Below are 15019 nucleotides of genomic sequence, written 5' to 3' on the forward strand. Positions count from 1 at the left end.
ATGATCAATCCCAGACAGAGACACAACATCCGCGGTGAAATCCGGCGGAACAGGTTCTCGGCGACTCTCATGGCCTGACGGACTCCAGTTCGTTCGCCTTGTAGACGTAGACCGGCGCGCGAACACGGTCTTCCGTCGCTGGCTGTTTCTTTTCCACGCCGACGAGTTCTTCCAGCGTGACGACATCATTGCCCGCCGGCGTGCGGATGTCGGACGAACCGCTGGCCAGTGGAAGGCCGGAACGCGAACCGTCGTCGTCACCCTCACCCTGGCCATGCAACGCGAGCCGGATTTCTCCCAAGCTGGCGCCCAGCATCACGCGCGTCACGTCGTCATCGGGCACGGCGACGACCGCGGTGCGGATCCGCTGCCGCCGGTTGCCTGACGCATCCTCGACCCCTTGCGGCCGATCAATGACGCGTTCCTCGTAGCCGAGGATCAATGCCTCGCGAAGCAGCGTGCGGGCCTGCGTATCCGCCGACCCCGTGGCCCGCAGGAACACCAGAACATCGACCGTGTCACCGGGCCGGACGAAGCCGCCGACCGCGACCACCTCGTCGATCTGCAGCGACATCGCCTTGCTGCCTTCGGGGATGATTCGCGCGAGCACGTTGGCATCGCGGAAGTAGCGCGGCGTGACCGGCGCACCGGCATCGATATCCAGCAGTGGAACGCGGCCGACGACATCGTCGACGTTGGCGAAATAGTTTTGTGGAGCAATGGTCACCGGCGTCAGCGCCACATCGTCCCGCCGGATCACTGTGTTGGCGGCCAGCGGCGTGCGCGCCACGACGACCAGCGTCGTCGGCACGACCTCTTCTTCCTCGACGGCGGCCGGCAGCGGCTCCGGCGCCCGCGCGTACTCGACGCTCATGCGATAGGCGACCACGCCGGCGATGCCCGCAATGACCAGCATGACGATGGCCAGAACCTTCATCGCTGAACTACTCACGCCGATCTCCCCTGCTCAAAACGACCGTGTTTCTCCGCGCCGCCAGTCCACCCACGGACAGCGAAGTGACGGCGGTCAACTCTCTCCCGATTCGGGCCGCGTGGCATCCACGAGCGCCGAAGCCTCTGCGCGAAGCACCTCCGGCATCGGCGGAGCCTGCCCGACCAGGGGCAGGGTGATCGACGGGAACAGATCCGAAATCACGAATTCAAGGCGAACGCGCACGAAACGCTGCCCGCCTTGCGGAACCAGTGCCACATCGACCAGTTCCCCGTTTGACCCGACGACCAACTCACGCTGATCGCCCGGTAGCCACTCTAGCAGGCTCGAGGCGGTTTGTTGTGCGCGTTGTTGCACTTGTGCCTCGTAGTTCTCGTTGTTCAGCGGGTCGACCGCCACCGCCGACTCGGCGGCCTCCTGCGCAACGAATGTCAGCGATTCGGTCAGCAGGAAAATATAGGCATAGACCAGAATCCCGTACATGAACAGGAACAGCAGCGGAAAGACGAACGCGAATTCCAGCGCGGTGGCCCCGCGCTGACGTCGCCGCAGACTGCCGACCTGTTGTCCGAACGAATGACTCAAAGCACGCTTTCCCCCAACCACCAAGGTCCGGACCAGAGCCAGATCACCAGGCCCAGCCCCACGGCCGGCAGCATGACCAGCCGATCCGGCCCGCCAGCCCCACGCATGCGCACAAGCAATGCGGCCACACCGAACAATAGCGAAGCGGCAAGGAAGATTTCCACAAAGTGAACGGGGCCGAAACCCAAGCCGATGACCGCGTAGGCCTTGACGTCGGCCCCGCCCATCCAGCCCTGGGTCCAGGCCGGCAGGTTCAGGATCAGCGCCAGCAGCAATCCCAGCGCACCGAACAGCATGGCCACCCTGAGAGTCGGATACCGATACAGCACGGTCAGCAGCACCAGCGGAAGGACGAGCAGAAACCAGCGATTCGAAACGCGCCCATGCCGCACGTCGATCAGGCTGACGGCGCCGGCCCAGGCGGTCCAGGCCAGCAACAACCCCAGATCAAGCAAGATCGGGCTATTCCGAGGAACAGCCTCCCTCGACCACCTGGTCACAGGCATCCTTGAACAGGGTCTCGAGGCCATCGCCCAGCGATCCCAGGATCACGATCAGCGCCACCGCTATCAGCCCGATCACCAGACCGTACTCGACCGCGGTCGCCGCCTCGTCATCACGCCAGAGTTTGTAGAGTGTCACAAGGTAGGTGAGCATCGGGAGATCCTTCTCGTGCGGGCGAGAGCACTGTTGTAACGGTATTGTTAACACCCTGCCACTCTTGCGCAACGGCGGCGGGCGGGTTGACTGACACCGCTCGTCGGAGCCGCCGGCCGACAGACACGGAGAACCGAGACGCCATGCGCCACTGGATAGTCGGCGACCTGCAAGGCTGCTGTGACGATTTGCTGCGACTGCTGGACCAGATTCGCTTCGAGCCGGCGACGGATCGGCTGTGGATCGCCGGCGATCTGGTCAATCGCGGCCCCGATTCATTGCGCACGCTGCGCACCGTGCATGCGCTGCGGGACCAGATCGACTGCGTCCTGGGCAATCATGATCTGCACCTGCTGGCCGAGGCCGCCGGCGTCGCACCCAAGCCACAGCCGGACCTGCACCCCATCCTGCATGCACCGGATCGCGACGAGCTGCTGGACTGGGTCGCCACGCGACCCCTGGCGCGGCATTTCCCGGCATTCAACACACTGCTGGTTCACGCCGGGGTGCATCGGGACTGGACGGTCGAGGATGCCCTGCAATGCTCCGCCGAGGTCCAGGCACGGCTGGCCGGGGCCGGTCGGGGTGAATTCCTGCAATCGATGTACGGCAACGAACCCGCGCAGTGGCGACCGGAGCTGGCCGGCATGGACCGGCTGCGCATCATCGTCAACTGCTTCACCCGAATGCGGTACTGCCGCGCCGACGGCAGTCTGGACCTCAACGCCAAGGGGACCCCGGAGACCACGCCGGATGCCACGCCCTGGTTCGCCCTACCCGATCGCGCGAGCCACGGCACCCGGATCGTGTTCGGTCACTGGTCGACGCTGGGCACCGTGCGCTGGCCATCCGCCAATGTCGTCGGCCTGGACACCGGCTGCGTCTGGGGCGGCTCGCTTACGGCGCTTTGTCTGGAGGACGACAGCCTGGCCGCCGTACCCTGCCCGGCGCATCAGACGCCCGGCTGAACGAGCCGACAGCACGACCGCGGCCGGGTGGCCGGCGGCGTCAGTGCCCGGACAGCCCCGTCTTCGCAGCGCTTTCCTTGGTCACCAGGAAGTGCGCCAGCGCCGGCATCACCAGGATGGCGCCGAACATGTTGGCGGTGAACATGAACACCAGAAGAATGCCCATGTCGGCCTGGAACTGCAGCGCGGAGAACAGCCAGGTTCCCACGCCCAGCCCGAGCGCGACCCCGGTGAACACCACCGCCTTGCCGGTGTGACTCAAGGTCCGATAGAACGCCTCTTCCAGTGACAGGCCGCGATTCACGCCGTCGGCCAACTGACTGTAGACATAGATGCCGTAGTCCACGCCGATACCCACGGCCAGCGCCACCACGGGCAATGTCGCGACCTTCAGACCAATGCCGAGCGATGCCATCACCGCATAGGCCATCACCGAGACCAGCGACAGCGGAAGCACCACGCACAGCACGCCGGATATCGATCGGAACGACAGCCACAGGAACACGACGACCACGACGTAAACCCAGAAGACCACCTGGATTTCCTGAGCCTCGACCACTTCGTTGGTCGCGGCCATGACACCGACGTTGCCCGACGCCAGCGCGAAGTTGACCGGGCAGAACTGTTCCATTGCGCCGAACTCGTCCTCGACCTCGCCGTAACGCGCGTTGATCTGCTCCAGCTGCTCGGCGCGCGCCGCGTCTGGCTCGGCGGTCTGCAGCGTGGCGAGGTTGTCGCGCTCCAGCCGCAGGCGGCCCAGCTCGTCACGCTTGGCTGCCTTCTCCGCGCAGTAGTCCTCGGTCACGTCCGGATGCTCGACATAGAACGCCTCGCGATTGGCGTCGTTGAAGGCCTCCACGGCGTCCGTGATCGTGTGAATCGTCGTCGCCTTGTGATCCTTGGTGAAGATCAACACCGGCATGGCCGAACAGTCCGGGTTCAGCAGCCCCGACGAGGTGTCCACCGGGGTGATGGCCTGCACGATGACGTAGCGGTTTCGCGGCAGCACCCGCCAGGCCAGCGATCCCTCGTTCCAGCCGGCATTGATGATCTTGGCGACCTGCGGCAGCGAAATCACCGACTGCACCTCGTCGGTCAGATTCCCCATGGTCCACGCGAAGCGGTCGATGGTCTCCATCTGCTCGTAGCGGATACAGGCCTCCGGGGCGGTCTCGGCGATGACCTTGAGGATGTCCACGCCAATCGAGAAGTTGTCGACGATCGCGCGGGAATCCTGGTTGTATCGCGAATCCGGCCGCAGCTCCGGCACGCCCGCCTGCGAATCACCCACTTGCAGGTCGTCGTACTTCCACAGCGACCAGCCCAGCAGGATGGAGCAGATCAGCAGCGTGACCACGGCCGGCGTGCGGCGCGTGTTCTTCGCCATCAGCCGCCACAACCCTTCGCCGAAGCGGTCGCGCGCAGCCTGCTTGCGCTTGAACGACTCGATGTCGCCGATTTTGATCCAGGTCAGCCAGATCGGCATCATCACCTTGTTGGTGACGATGATCGCGGCAACACCGAACGCGGCGTTCAGCGACATCTCGCGAATGATGTCGATCGGGATCAGGTAGATGGTCGCGAAACCGGCCACATCGGTGATCAGCGCCGTGGTGCCTGGAATCGCCAGTCGTCGGAAGGTCTCCAGCGAGGCATCGAAACTGTTGCGACCGTTGTGCGCGACCTCGCCAACCCAGGCGTTGGCGTACTGCACGCCATGGGAGACCGACACCGACAGCACCAGGAACGGCACCAAGATCGCAAACGGATCCAGCCCGTATCCAAACAGTCTCAGCAGGCCGAACTCCCAGATCACCGCGACGATGGAGCACACCAGCGGCAACACGGCCAGCTTGAACGAGCCGGTGTAAAGCCACAGCAAGACCAGCGTCATCAACAGGGTGAGCAGGAAGAAGCCCACGACCTCCAGCGTCGCGTCGGTGACGTCACCAACCACCTTGGCGAAACCGATGATGTGAATCTTGATGTTCTCGGTTTCGTAGGTCTTGCGAATTTCCTCGAGCTGGTGGGAAACCTTGCGGTAGTCCAGCTTCTCGCCGGTCACCGGATCGAACTCCAGCAACTCGGCGTTGACCATGGCACCGGTCTGATCCTGCGTGACCAGACGACCGATGATGCCGGCCTTGCCGACATTGGTCTTGATCAGGTCGAACATCTCCTGATTGGGCTGATACTCGGCAGGAATCACATTGCCGCCAGCGAAACCGCCCTCGACCACCTCGGTGTAACGCACGTCGGGCGTGAACAGCGACGACACCCGCGAACGGTCGATGCCCGGAATGAAGAAGACGTCGTCCGTGACCTTGCGCAGCGTGGAGAGAAACTCCTCGTTGTAGATCTCGCCGTCTTCCTGGATCAGCGCAACCTTGATCAGGTTGCCGCCCCCGAACGCGGACTGATACTGCTTGAGCACCTTCATGTAGGGGTGCTCCAGCGGAATCGATTTCTCGAAGCCGGCGTCCGGCTTGATCTGCGAGGCCTGATAGCCGAAGAAGGCCGTCAACAGCACCAGCACCGCCATGCCGAGGCCGCGACGTGCATAGACCAGGGGTTCAACGACTCGAAGAATGTCGTCGGTCGTAATCATTCGCATGCCGAATTCCTTTGGGTCTCGCTGCGCGTGCGTTGTCGTCTAGGGCAGTTCGATGATGTGCGTGCCACGATCACCCACGGCCAGCAACCGACCGTTGTTCACCAGCACGCTGTTGAGACTGACACCCACCTCGTTGGGTAGCCGCTCCAACGCCCGTCCACCGTTCACCGAGCGCAGCACGGTGCCGTTCAGACCGACGATCACGGTTTCACCGGATGGCAGGGTTGCCCCGCCCAGCAAGGTCTGGCCGGTACCCGTCTGCACCTTGGTCCACGCGATCTCGTCGGTGGAATCGGCACGATAGGCGTTGCCCCGCAAGCCGAAGATCATCACGCCGGTGTCACCGTGGGCGATCGCGTCGAAATAGGAACCGGCATAGGGCGATGGGACCGACTCCCAGGTTTCCCCTTCATCGCGTGACACGGCGACGGTGCCACTCTCGCCGACGATGACCAGAACACCGTTGTTCAGTCGTTCGATGGCATTGAAGTGCCATTCGTCATCGCGGATCGGGGTGTCGTGCTCGGTCCAGGTCTCGCCGCCGTCGCTGGTTTCGTAGAACAGGCTGTAGGCACCGACGGCGAACCCGCGTGTCGGGCTCAGGAACAGTACATCGAGGAACGGCTTCTCCAGTTCGGGCTCGAAATTCTGCAGCGACCAGTTCTGCCCGCCGTCCGCGGTGGTGATGATCACCGCGTCGTGCCCGACCGCCCAGCCATGCTCGGCATCCGCGAAGGCCACCGCCGTCAGCGTCGCACGCGTCGGCGCCTCTGCCTGCACCCATTCGCGGCCATCCACCGAGGCCAGCACATGACCACGCTCGCCAACCGCGACAAACCGCGGACCGGCATGCACGGCATCCAGGATCAGGCTCTTCGATGCCAGCGGCATGATCTGCGCGGGCTTGTTTTCGATTTCAGCCGCTACGGCCATTGCGGAAACCGCCACCAGGGCGGCCATCACGACGGTGCGTCGCACCATAGATTGTCTCCTAGTTCACCGAAGCGTACTGGTCTCGGCCGCGCACGATAGCAGGTTGGCGTCTAGCGTCGAGCCAGCTTCTTGACGTTGGACGGATTGAAATACGTCTCCCAGTCGACATCAATCGAATACGTCTCGTCGTCTTCGTTGTTCATGGCCTGGACCAGGTATCGATTCGCGAGCAAATCGTAAACCGACTCGAGGATCGGCCCCATGTAGGGCACATCGTACGCCATGGCGGTGTGCGTCTCCTGAACGCGCCACAACTCGTCACGCTTGTCGTAGATGTCGACGGCGACAATCTGCCAGGAATCCTCGTCCACATAAAACGTCCGGCGCTTGTAGATGTGGCTGGTTCCCGCCTTCAACGTGGCGTCGACGATCCAGACGCGGTGCAGTTCGTACCGGGTCAGATCCTGGTCGATGTGACCGCGCTGGATGATGTCGTCGTAGCTGTACTCGTCCGAATGGATCTTGTAGCTGTTGTAGGGCGTGTAGATCTCCGTCTTGCCGATGAGCTTCCAGTCGTAGCGGTCCATCGCACCGTTGAAGGTATCGGTCTGATCGTTGGTGCGCAGGCCGTCGGATCCCGTGCCCGGATTGTCATAGGCAACGTTCGGCGCGCGGCGCAGGCGACGCTGACCGGGGTTGTAAAGCCACGCCGCGCGCGGTTCACGCAACTGATCCATGGTCTCGTGAACCAGCAGGATCTGACCGGCGAGCCGGGGTGGCTGCGTGGTGATCTGCAGGAAGTAGAGCAGGACGTTGTCGAGATCGCGGGGTTCGATACCCGGCTGGCTGTAGCGAAAGGTGACATCCTCGCGCAGCTTGACCAGATTGTAGGAACCGGTGGACGTGACCGCCGCCTGGTTGTTCCACCGCCGCACCGAAAAGTCGCGATACCGCGTCTTGTGGTTCCAGATGACCTCGTGACCGTTCTTGGGAATCGGGAACGGCACACCCGTCACCGCTCCGGTCACCGTGTCCCCGCCGCCGCCGAGCTGGGCGTTGACCGCATTCTTGCGCGTGGCGTCGTAGATGAACTGAGGGTTGGCGAAGGTCCTGCGCGTCGCGTACACCGGCATGACGTAGGTCTCCGGGAAACGCTCGAACAAGGCGATCTGACCGACCGTCAGCCGGTCACGGTACTGGTCCAGATTGTCCGCGGTGATGGTGAATTCGGGCCGGTCGTCCGGAAACGGGTCCGTGTACCGGGTTCCCGCACCCTTGTAGGACCGCGGCACTTCCTGCAACCCGCCGTCCCACGCCGGAATGCCCAGCGCCTCGTCGCCGGCCATCGTAGCGCCGACGGGCGTCAGGTCCTGGCCCAGTCGGTCGGCCTCCTGCTGCGTGACTGCCGCACTGCTCCCCGCGCTGGCCATGCCGGCCAGTATCGCAATCGTCATTCGACTGCTCATTGTCTCCCCCCTGGTCTGTCTCGCCGAGTCCCTGGCTTGTTACGACTGGTCTCTGGCCCGTTTAGAAGTTGTAACCAAGGTACACGTACACGTTGTCACGGTCACGGCGCGAGTTGTAGTCCGATCCACCCGTGAACGTCGTCAGCCGGACTTCACCGGTCCACTTGTTCAGATAATCGAACCGCAGCGCGGTGATGATGGTCTTGTTGCCTTCCGTGAAATTCTGGCCCAGCCCCGGCGCAATGCCGTTGATGTCCCAGAAAAAGCCGACGATGGGCTCCAGATTCGCACCCAGCAATGCGTTCTGGTAGCGGAACACGCTCAGCACCCGAAGCCCCCAGGAAAAGTCCGTGGGGAAGTGATCCAGGGCCTGGGTCGTGGGGTTCTGACGGCAGGAATTCGGCTCGTCGAGTCCCAGACACGCCGCCCCCAGCTCACCGCTGTCGAAACCGTTCGACGTGTTGTCAGCGCCGACGGACGCATGCGTGTTCACCTCGGCGCCGTTGTACTGAAGCTCGGAGATGCCGGGCATCTCGGGCAAATAGGTGGCACCTACTTCGGCGACCGTCAGAATCTGCGATGCATCGAACCAGTTCGCGCCACCCCAGGTGTTGATGAAGGTGAACTGCAACTGATGCACCTTCTCCCGCTCCCAGCCGCGGATGTAGTAGTTCTCCTCGCCATTCATCGTGCCGTCGGCGTCAACGGGATTGTCGCGGTAGAGCGTATTCACGAAATCAGGCACCGCGGAACGGCGACCAGGCAGCACGGTGCCGGGCACCACCTGCACATCCTCGGCGGGAAACGCCGGCTGCAGGCCAGCGAACACCAGGTCGGTGGAATGCACCTGGATCGGCAGGTTCTCACGGAACGAGTACTCGCCGGACACCGCCCAGTCACCCACCGTGGTGTTGAACGACAGCCCGTACATCTTGATGTCTTCCGGGTACTCCAGGAACAACTCCATGGTATCCACCGGCAGCGGCTCGCGGGCCGTGGTCAGCTGACCGGCCTGCAACCCCGCCAGCACCGCGGTCACATCGGGAAGCGGCTGCCCTTCACCCACGAGACAGGGCGTGAGCGCAGCCGGGCCAGGCAGGCTGGAATTGATGCAAGTCGGGTCCGCCGCGTAGGCGGAAACCGTCGGAATCCGGGCATGGTAGTTGGCGAAGTAGGCTGCCAACTCCGTTCCGTTGTTCAGCCACTCCGCGAAGTAGCGCAGCGCAAACCCGTACTGACCATCGTCATCCGGATACTGGTCGGCCACACGCAGAATCGTGCGGCTCGACTGTGAGCCGAGAATGGACAGCGGGTCATCGTCGTTGTTCGCTGACGCGTAGATCTGCTCCGGGTCCTCAGGCTGCTTGGCGAAGGACAACATCGCGTAGGTTCCGCCGGCACCGACAATGTCGCTCACCGAATAGAACGTGCCCACGGGATCGGCGATCGCCGGCTTCCATTCGTACTGGTAGAACGCTTCCAGGAACAGGTTCGACGTGATGTCGGTATTGATCACCGCCATGCCCACCGCCTGAAACGCCTCTTCCAGCTGGAAACCCGGCAGACGGGCACGCACACCATGCGGCGGGTTGATGGCATTGAGGCTGTTGAACACCAGCGCCGAGGATTCCCCCCAGTTCAGCCCCTGACGCCCCACGCGCACCAGGACATCGCGGCCACCGAAAAACGGCACATACCCACTGACGTGATAGCTCGCCCAGTCGAAGTTGGAACCGGCGACATCGTCCACGGACGACGGGCGCGGCGTTTCCGCCGGCTGCAGGGTGGCGTCCGGATGGAGCTGCTGGGAGTTCAGCACCTCGGCGTCATAGAGATAGATCGGGTTCGCATAGAACGCCAGCGAACCCAGTGCCGGAACCGGCACGTCAAAACTGATTTCCGAGTTCAGCTTCACTGCCGCGGCGACGACGTCACCCTTGTCGTAGCTGAGGTTGCCGCCATCACTGTTCTGCGAGAACGAACCCCGCGCGTTCACGTACTCCAGGTTTTCCTGGAAGTTCGTGCTCGAACAGCTCGACTCGTCGCCGATGCGACCGCCACCCAACGTGCCATCGTCGTCGCGGGTGATGCAGACACCGGGTTCGAGATTGGACTTGCCGACCAAGTAGTCCGCCCGATCCTGGACTCGCCAGGTTGCGCCCGCCGTCAGCAGGCTTTCGATGCTGCCCTCGATGGGACCCAGCTCGAATTGCACGGCCTGGGCGCTGCCCCAGGTTCCACAGACAGCCATCACCGCCGCGCTGATCAAGGCCTTGCGCACGGGCCACTCACTTCGTATCGCCATGGATTGTCTTCCCCCAGCAGGCGTGTTTGTCCCGGCCCTGCCTATCCCTGGCAGACCCCGACCGGACTGAACGCTTGATCAGGACTGCTTGCTCTCCTCGGCAGTCCCTCCTATTCGTTGTGGGCGGTATTTAATCAGACAAAAATTCCCACCGCAAAGAACATTTACGGAGCATCCTGCATCCAGATCATGCAGACCTGACGACCGGTTTGTCCGTGATCACGGCGATAGGAATAGAAACGGCGGGGGTCCTGAAACGTATCAAGACGGGAATCGAATCCCTTTGTACCAAGGGTTTTCAGCTGATGCAGGGCGATGCCCGGCAGGTCGGCGAGCCAACGTCCCGCCGACACCGGACGCAGGTGTGATTCCAGACATTCGTCCGACGCCAGCAGGGGGTCTCTGACGGCGGCATCGACCTCGTAGTGCGCTGGTCGTATCGACGGCCCGAGCCAGGCGATCAAATCAGCGCCGGGCGGCGCATGCGCGTGAGCCGCCGCGATCACGCCGTCCACCAGCCCTCGCCACCCGGCGTGCACGACTGCGATCCACGGCCGGTCAAGGGCACAGAGAAGAATCGGCAGGCAGTCGGCGGTCATCACCGCCAGCGGTCGGTCCTGGCGTTCGGACACGGCCGCGTCGGCCCGCGGGACAACGTCGGCCTCCGGCTCCACCGCCACGGCCGTGCCATGAACCTGATCAAGCCAGGCCGGTGCACGGGGCAGACCGGCCGCCCGCATCCAGCGGGCACGATTCCGACGCACCGCGGCGGGATCATCGCCGCAATGCGCCCCCAGGTTCAGGGCATCGTAGGGCGGCGCGCTAACACCGCCCAGCCGCGTGCTGGCGACGGCGCGCACCCAGGGAGGCGCTGGCCAGTCGGGGTGGATCAGCTCCATGCCCCGGACGCTATTCCGGCGCCCCAAGCGCGGCGATCAGCGATTGGAAGTCCGAAGGCGGCGGCGCTTCCAGCTCGACGGGAGCACCGGTCGACGGTTGCGCAAAACCCAGCCGCCGCGCATGCAGGGCCTGCCTGCGGAATCCCGCCAACGCGGCCAGCAACTCCGGCGACGCGCCCGCGACACTGCTGCCCCTGCGGCCGTATTGCGGATCACCGACCAGGGGGAACCCCTCGGCTTGCAGATGCACGCGAATCTGATGGGTACGCCCGGTCTCCAGCGTCACGTCGAGCAGGCTGTGATGTTCCCAGCGCAGATTCACCCGGTAATGCGTCACCGCGTGACGGCCGTCCGGTCGCACCGCGAATCGCGTGCGATCGGTGGGATGACGGCCCAGTGGGGCATCCACCGTACCCCCGGCGATGACCCGCCCCCACACCAGTGCCTGGTATTCGCGCCGGATGGCGCGCGCCTGCATCGCCGACGACAGCGCGTGATAGCTGGCCGGATTGCGCGCGACGACCAGCAGGCCACTGGTGAGCTTGTCCAGGCGATGAATGAGACCGGCGCGCGGCAGGCGATCCAGCGCCGGGTCCAGATGCAGCAACGCATTCTGCAGTGTGCCGCGCGGCTGCCCGGCCCCCGGATGCACGACCAGACCGGCCGGCTTGTTGATCACCAGGCAGTCCTCGTCCTGATAGACGATGTCCAGCGCGATGGCTTCGGGCGCCGGCTCGACCACCGCCTCGAACACCGGGTCAACCTCGATCCGCTGGCCACCGGTTACCGGCGCCCGCTGATTGGTGGACACCTCGCCTTCCAGCCGAACCCGGCCATCGCCGATCCAGCGCTGGATGCGACTGCGCGACACATCGCTCATCAACTCCGCCAGCGCGCGATCCAGTCGCATGCCGGACAGAACTTCCGGAACTTCGAACACTCGAATATCGGAACTCATCGACACGATCGGTATACTCTTGCGGCCTCTTCTGCGAACACGACCCCGAATGATAGTCACCCGACTGCCGGCCCTGCTGCTGGTTGCCGCGAGTTTAGTGCTTGGCGCCTGTGCCAGCGACGATGACAAGCTGGCGCCCTCGAATCCGTTCCGCGATGAAGTCCCCAAGCGGCTGCAACGCCTGCAGGCCGACGAGGTGTACCGTTTGGCGCGACGTTCGCTGGATGCCGCGGACTATGATGGTGCCATCGGACAGTACCGCGCGATTCTGCTGCGGTTTCCGTTCTCCGAGTACGCCACCCAGGCTCAGCTGGAGCTGATCTACGCCAACTACAAGTCGTACTCGCCGGACAGCGCCCTGGCCGACGCCGACCGGTTCCTGCGCGAGCATCCGCGCCACCCCCAGATCGAATATGTCTACTACCTGCGCGGCCTGATCCACTACAGCCGGGCCAACGCCCGGGGCGATCTGCTGCCGTGGTCGGACTCGCACACCTACGACCCGACCTACGCCCGCCGCGCGTTCGACGCCTTCGCCCAGCTGATCCAGCGCTACCCCGACAGCAAATACGCGCCCGACGCGCGCCAGCGCATGATCCTGCTGCGGGACCGTCTCGCCCAGCACGACCTGGAAATTGTCCGGTACTACCTCAAGCGCAAGGCCTATGTCGGCGCGAGCCGGCGGGCGGAGGAGATGCTCGAGCGCTATCAGGGCACGTCGGTGATTCCCGAAACGCTGACCCTGCTGGAAACCGCTTACCGCAAGCTGGAACTGACCGAACTGGCCGACGCGACCGCGGCACTGGCAACCGCCAACTACGGTGAGTCGATACCCGCATCGGACACCCCGGCGACCGACGAGCAGAGCGAGGAATCGCCCAAACGGCTGCGGCTTCCGCCGATCATCGACCGGTGGTTCAAGAAGGATGACGACGAAGAACCGGCATCCGGGGAAGAACCGGCGAAGACACGCGGCGGCGCGCGCCAGAGCACCGACACCTGAGCGATTGCCGGGGCGCCTGTCGGCGCGCTCCCGTCAGATGTCCTCGTAAACCGCGGTGATCGGGTAACGACGATCACGGCCGAATGCCCGCGCCGTGACCTTGGGTCCGGGCGGCGCCTGGCGTCGCTTGTACTCATTGTGACGGATCATCCGGGCGACCCGCCTGACCAGTTCCGCCTCGAATCCCTGTTCGACGATCTCGGACAGCGTCGCGTGATCCTCCACATAGGCCCGGATGATGGCATCCAGTGTCTCGTACGGAGGCAGGCTGTCGGAATCCTGCTGATCGGCGCGCAGTTCCGCTGACGGCGGCCGGTCGATCACCGCCTGCGGAATCACCAGCGCCTCGCCGGTCTGCACCTGGGCATTGCGCCAGTTCGCCAGACGGAACACCAGAGTCTTGTACACATCCTTGAGCGGCGCGAACCCACCCGCCATGTCACCGTAAAGCGTGGCGTAGCCGGTCGCCAGCTCGCTCTTGTTGCCGGTGGCCAGCACCAGGTGCCGAAACTTGTTCGACAGCGCCATCAGCAACGTGCCACGCACTCGCGACTGGATGTTCTCCTCGGCCACGTCCTCTTCAAGGCCGGCGAACTCGGCGCTCAGCGCCTGCGTGAACTGCTCGACCATGGGCTCGATGCTGATGTCCGAGAAGCGAACGCCCAGCGCCTCGGCCTGGGCTTTCGCCTCGCGCCGCGACAGCTCGGAGGTGTAACGCGACGGCATCGCCACGCACCAGACGCGGTCAGCGCCCAGCGCATCCACCGCCAGCGCCAGTACCAGCGACGAGTCGATACCGCCGGACAGGCCGATCAGCACGCCGTCGAAACGATTGCGATTGACGTAGTCGGCCACTGACATGGTCAGCGCCTGCCAGCAAAGCTGCTCCTTGGGCTTGTCGGTCTTCTTCGCCGGCTTGGCGTTGGCGACGTGATCGATGGGCACGTCGGCGAGGAACACGCCTTCCTCGAAGGTCGGCGCCCTGGCGATGATCTGGCCGTCGTGACGGGCCACCATCGAATCGCCGTCGAACACCAGTTCGTCCTGCCCGCCCACGCAGTTCACGTAGACGATGGACAACCCGGTCTCCTTGGCCCGCTCGGCCAGGATCTCGTTGCGCTGCTCGTGCTTGGTTTCGTGGAATGGCGAAGCGTTGATGTTGACCAGCAGGCTGGCGCCGGCCTTGGCGACATCCGCCGTCGGTCCGGGCTCCCAGATGTCCTCGCAAATGGTCAGGCCGACCGTGAGTCCCGCCAGTTCGAACACGCAGGTCTTGTCGCCCTGCGCGAAATGGCGCTCCTCGTCGAACACGCCGTAGTTCGGCAGCTTCTGCTTGCGATACTTGGCCAGCCGCTTGTCGCCCATGTAGACGTCGGCGGCGTTGTAGATGCCCTGTTCCGTGTACTCGGGATAACCGACGATCACGCAGATTCCGGCCACTTCCCGGCGGATGCGGTTCAGTCCGTCCTTGACCTTCTGGGGCAGACCGCGTCGCAGCAGCAGATCATCCGGCGGATAGCCCAGCACCGCGAGCTCCGGGAACACGACAAGATCGGCCTTGTGCGTGTCCCGGGCCTCGATGGCGGCATCGACCATCTTGTCGACGTTGCCGTCGACATCGCCGACCCACAGATTGAGCTGGGCCATGCAGACCCGTAGCGTACGTGCCATCAGTGCGT

At 64.1% G+C, this 15019-nt stretch carries 13 protein-coding genes; 2 read left to right on the top strand and 11 right to left on the bottom strand.

What is annotated here, in order from left to right:
• Positions 1 to 67: 67 nt before the first annotated feature.
• The 4 genes from cpaB to ABNS06_RS03005 form a co-directional block, all read right to left on the bottom strand.
• The gene (gene cpaB / locus ABNS06_RS02990) at positions 68 to 952 is read right to left on the bottom strand and encodes a Flp pilus assembly protein CpaB (RefSeq protein WP_348672484.1); all 885 of its coding nucleotides are present in this window, start codon (positions 950 to 952) and stop codon (positions 68 to 70) included.
• 75 nt (positions 953 to 1027) lie between these two features.
• Positions 1028 to 1558 (bottom strand): TadE/TadG family type IV pilus assembly protein, encoded by a 531-nt coding sequence (locus tag ABNS06_RS02995; protein ID WP_348672485.1) that lies wholly within the window; start codon positions 1556 to 1558, stop codon positions 1028 to 1030.
• Positions 1534 to 1992, bottom strand: coding sequence for a prepilin peptidase (locus ABNS06_RS03000; RefSeq protein WP_348672486.1), 459 nt, complete (start codon positions 1990 to 1992; stop codon positions 1534 to 1536). The genes ABNS06_RS02995 and ABNS06_RS03000 overlap by 25 nt, the downstream gene beginning before the upstream one ends.
• A 7-nt stretch (positions 1993 to 1999) precedes the next feature.
• Positions 2000 to 2194, bottom strand: a complete 195-nt coding sequence (locus ABNS06_RS03005) for a Flp family type IVb pilin (RefSeq protein WP_348672487.1) — start codon at positions 2192 to 2194, stop codon at positions 2000 to 2002.
• A gap of 143 nt (positions 2195 to 2337) precedes the next feature.
• On the opposite strand from ABNS06_RS03005, the gene ABNS06_RS03010 reads away from it, so the two are divergent.
• Positions 2338 to 3162, top strand: coding sequence for a symmetrical bis(5'-nucleosyl)-tetraphosphatase (locus ABNS06_RS03010; RefSeq protein WP_348672488.1), 825 nt, complete (start codon positions 2338 to 2340; stop codon positions 3160 to 3162).
• Between the two features lie 40 nt (positions 3163 to 3202).
• On the opposite strand, the gene ABNS06_RS03015 is transcribed toward ABNS06_RS03010, so the two are convergent.
• The 6 genes from ABNS06_RS03015 to ABNS06_RS03040 all read right to left on the bottom strand — a co-directional run bounded on the left by ABNS06_RS03015 (position 3203) and on the right by ABNS06_RS03040 (position 12337).
• A complete protein-coding gene (locus ABNS06_RS03015; protein WP_348672489.1) occupies positions 3203 to 5776 on the bottom strand; it encodes an MMPL family transporter in 2574 nt (857 codons plus the stop codon).
• Between the two features lie 39 nt (positions 5777 to 5815).
• Positions 5816 to 6757, bottom strand: a complete 942-nt coding sequence (locus tag ABNS06_RS03020; protein WP_348672490.1) for a YCF48-related protein — start codon at positions 6755 to 6757, stop codon at positions 5816 to 5818.
• 62 nt (positions 6758 to 6819) lie between these two features.
• Complete coding sequence (locus ABNS06_RS03025; RefSeq protein ID WP_348672491.1) at positions 6820 to 8175, bottom strand: DUF1329 domain-containing protein; 1356 nt, start codon at positions 8173 to 8175, stop codon at positions 6820 to 6822.
• Between the two features lie 61 nt (positions 8176 to 8236).
• Positions 8237 to 10480, bottom strand: a complete 2244-nt coding sequence (locus tag ABNS06_RS03030; RefSeq protein ID WP_348672492.1) for a DUF1302 family protein — start codon at positions 10478 to 10480, stop codon at positions 8237 to 8239.
• Positions 10481 to 10644: 164 nt separating this feature from the next.
• Positions 10645 to 11379 carry a peptidoglycan editing factor PgeF gene (gene pgeF / locus ABNS06_RS03035; protein ID WP_348672493.1) on the bottom strand — a complete coding sequence of 245 codons (735 nt, stop codon included), beginning with the start codon at positions 11377 to 11379 and terminating at the stop codon, positions 10645 to 10647.
• Positions 11380 to 11389: 10 nt separating this feature from the next.
• On the bottom strand, positions 11390 to 12337 hold the full coding sequence (locus ABNS06_RS03040; protein ID WP_348672494.1) for an RluA family pseudouridine synthase: 948 nt from the start codon (positions 12335 to 12337) through the stop codon (positions 11390 to 11392).
• 49 nt (positions 12338 to 12386) lie between these two features.
• Between ABNS06_RS03040 and ABNS06_RS03045 the strand changes: the two genes are divergently transcribed.
• Entirely contained in the window at positions 12387 to 13340 is a 954-nt protein-coding gene (locus ABNS06_RS03045; RefSeq protein ID WP_348672495.1) for an outer membrane protein assembly factor BamD, read from the top strand.
• 33 nt (positions 13341 to 13373) lie between these two features.
• Here ABNS06_RS03045 and ABNS06_RS03050 read toward each other — a convergent pair whose 3' ends face one another.
• Positions 13374 to 15011 (bottom strand): NAD+ synthase, encoded by a 1638-nt coding sequence (locus tag ABNS06_RS03050; protein ID WP_348672496.1) that lies wholly within the window; start codon positions 15009 to 15011, stop codon positions 13374 to 13376.
• Positions 15012 to 15019 lie beyond the last annotated feature (8 nt).

Origin of the sequence: uncultured Abyssibacter sp. (assembly GCF_964000955.1) — a bacterium.
Lineage (GTDB): Bacteria > Pseudomonadota > Gammaproteobacteria > Nevskiales > OUC007 > Abyssibacter.

Coding starts and splice junctions, on each gene's coding strand:
- ABNS06_RS03050 (WP_348672496.1), bottom strand. CDS start 15,011: ATGGCACGTACGCTACGGGTCTGCATGGCCCAGCTCAATCTGTGGGTC.
- ABNS06_RS03045 (WP_348672495.1), top strand. CDS start 12,387: ATGATAGTCACCCGACTGCCGGCCCTGCTGCTGGTTGCCGCGAGTTTA.
- ABNS06_RS03015 (WP_348672489.1), bottom strand. CDS start 5,776: ATGCGAATGATTACGACCGACGACATTCTTCGAGTCGTTGAACCCCTG.
- pgeF (WP_348672493.1), bottom strand. CDS start 11,379: ATGGAGCTGATCCACCCCGACTGGCCAGCGCCTCCCTGGGTGCGCGCC.
- ABNS06_RS03010 (WP_348672488.1), top strand. CDS start 2,338: ATGCGCCACTGGATAGTCGGCGACCTGCAAGGCTGCTGTGACGATTTG.
- ABNS06_RS03030 (WP_348672492.1), bottom strand. CDS start 10,480: ATGGCGATACGAAGTGAGTGGCCCGTGCGCAAGGCCTTGATCAGCGCG.
- ABNS06_RS03005 (WP_348672487.1), bottom strand. CDS start 2,194: ATGCTCACCTACCTTGTGACACTCTACAAACTCTGGCGTGATGACGAG.
- ABNS06_RS03020 (WP_348672490.1), bottom strand. CDS start 6,757: ATGGTGCGACGCACCGTCGTGATGGCCGCCCTGGTGGCGGTTTCCGCA.
- ABNS06_RS03040 (WP_348672494.1), bottom strand. CDS start 12,337: ATGAGTTCCGATATTCGAGTGTTCGAAGTTCCGGAAGTTCTGTCCGGC.
- ABNS06_RS03025 (WP_348672491.1), bottom strand. CDS start 8,175: ATGAGCAGTCGAATGACGATTGCGATACTGGCCGGCATGGCCAGCGCG.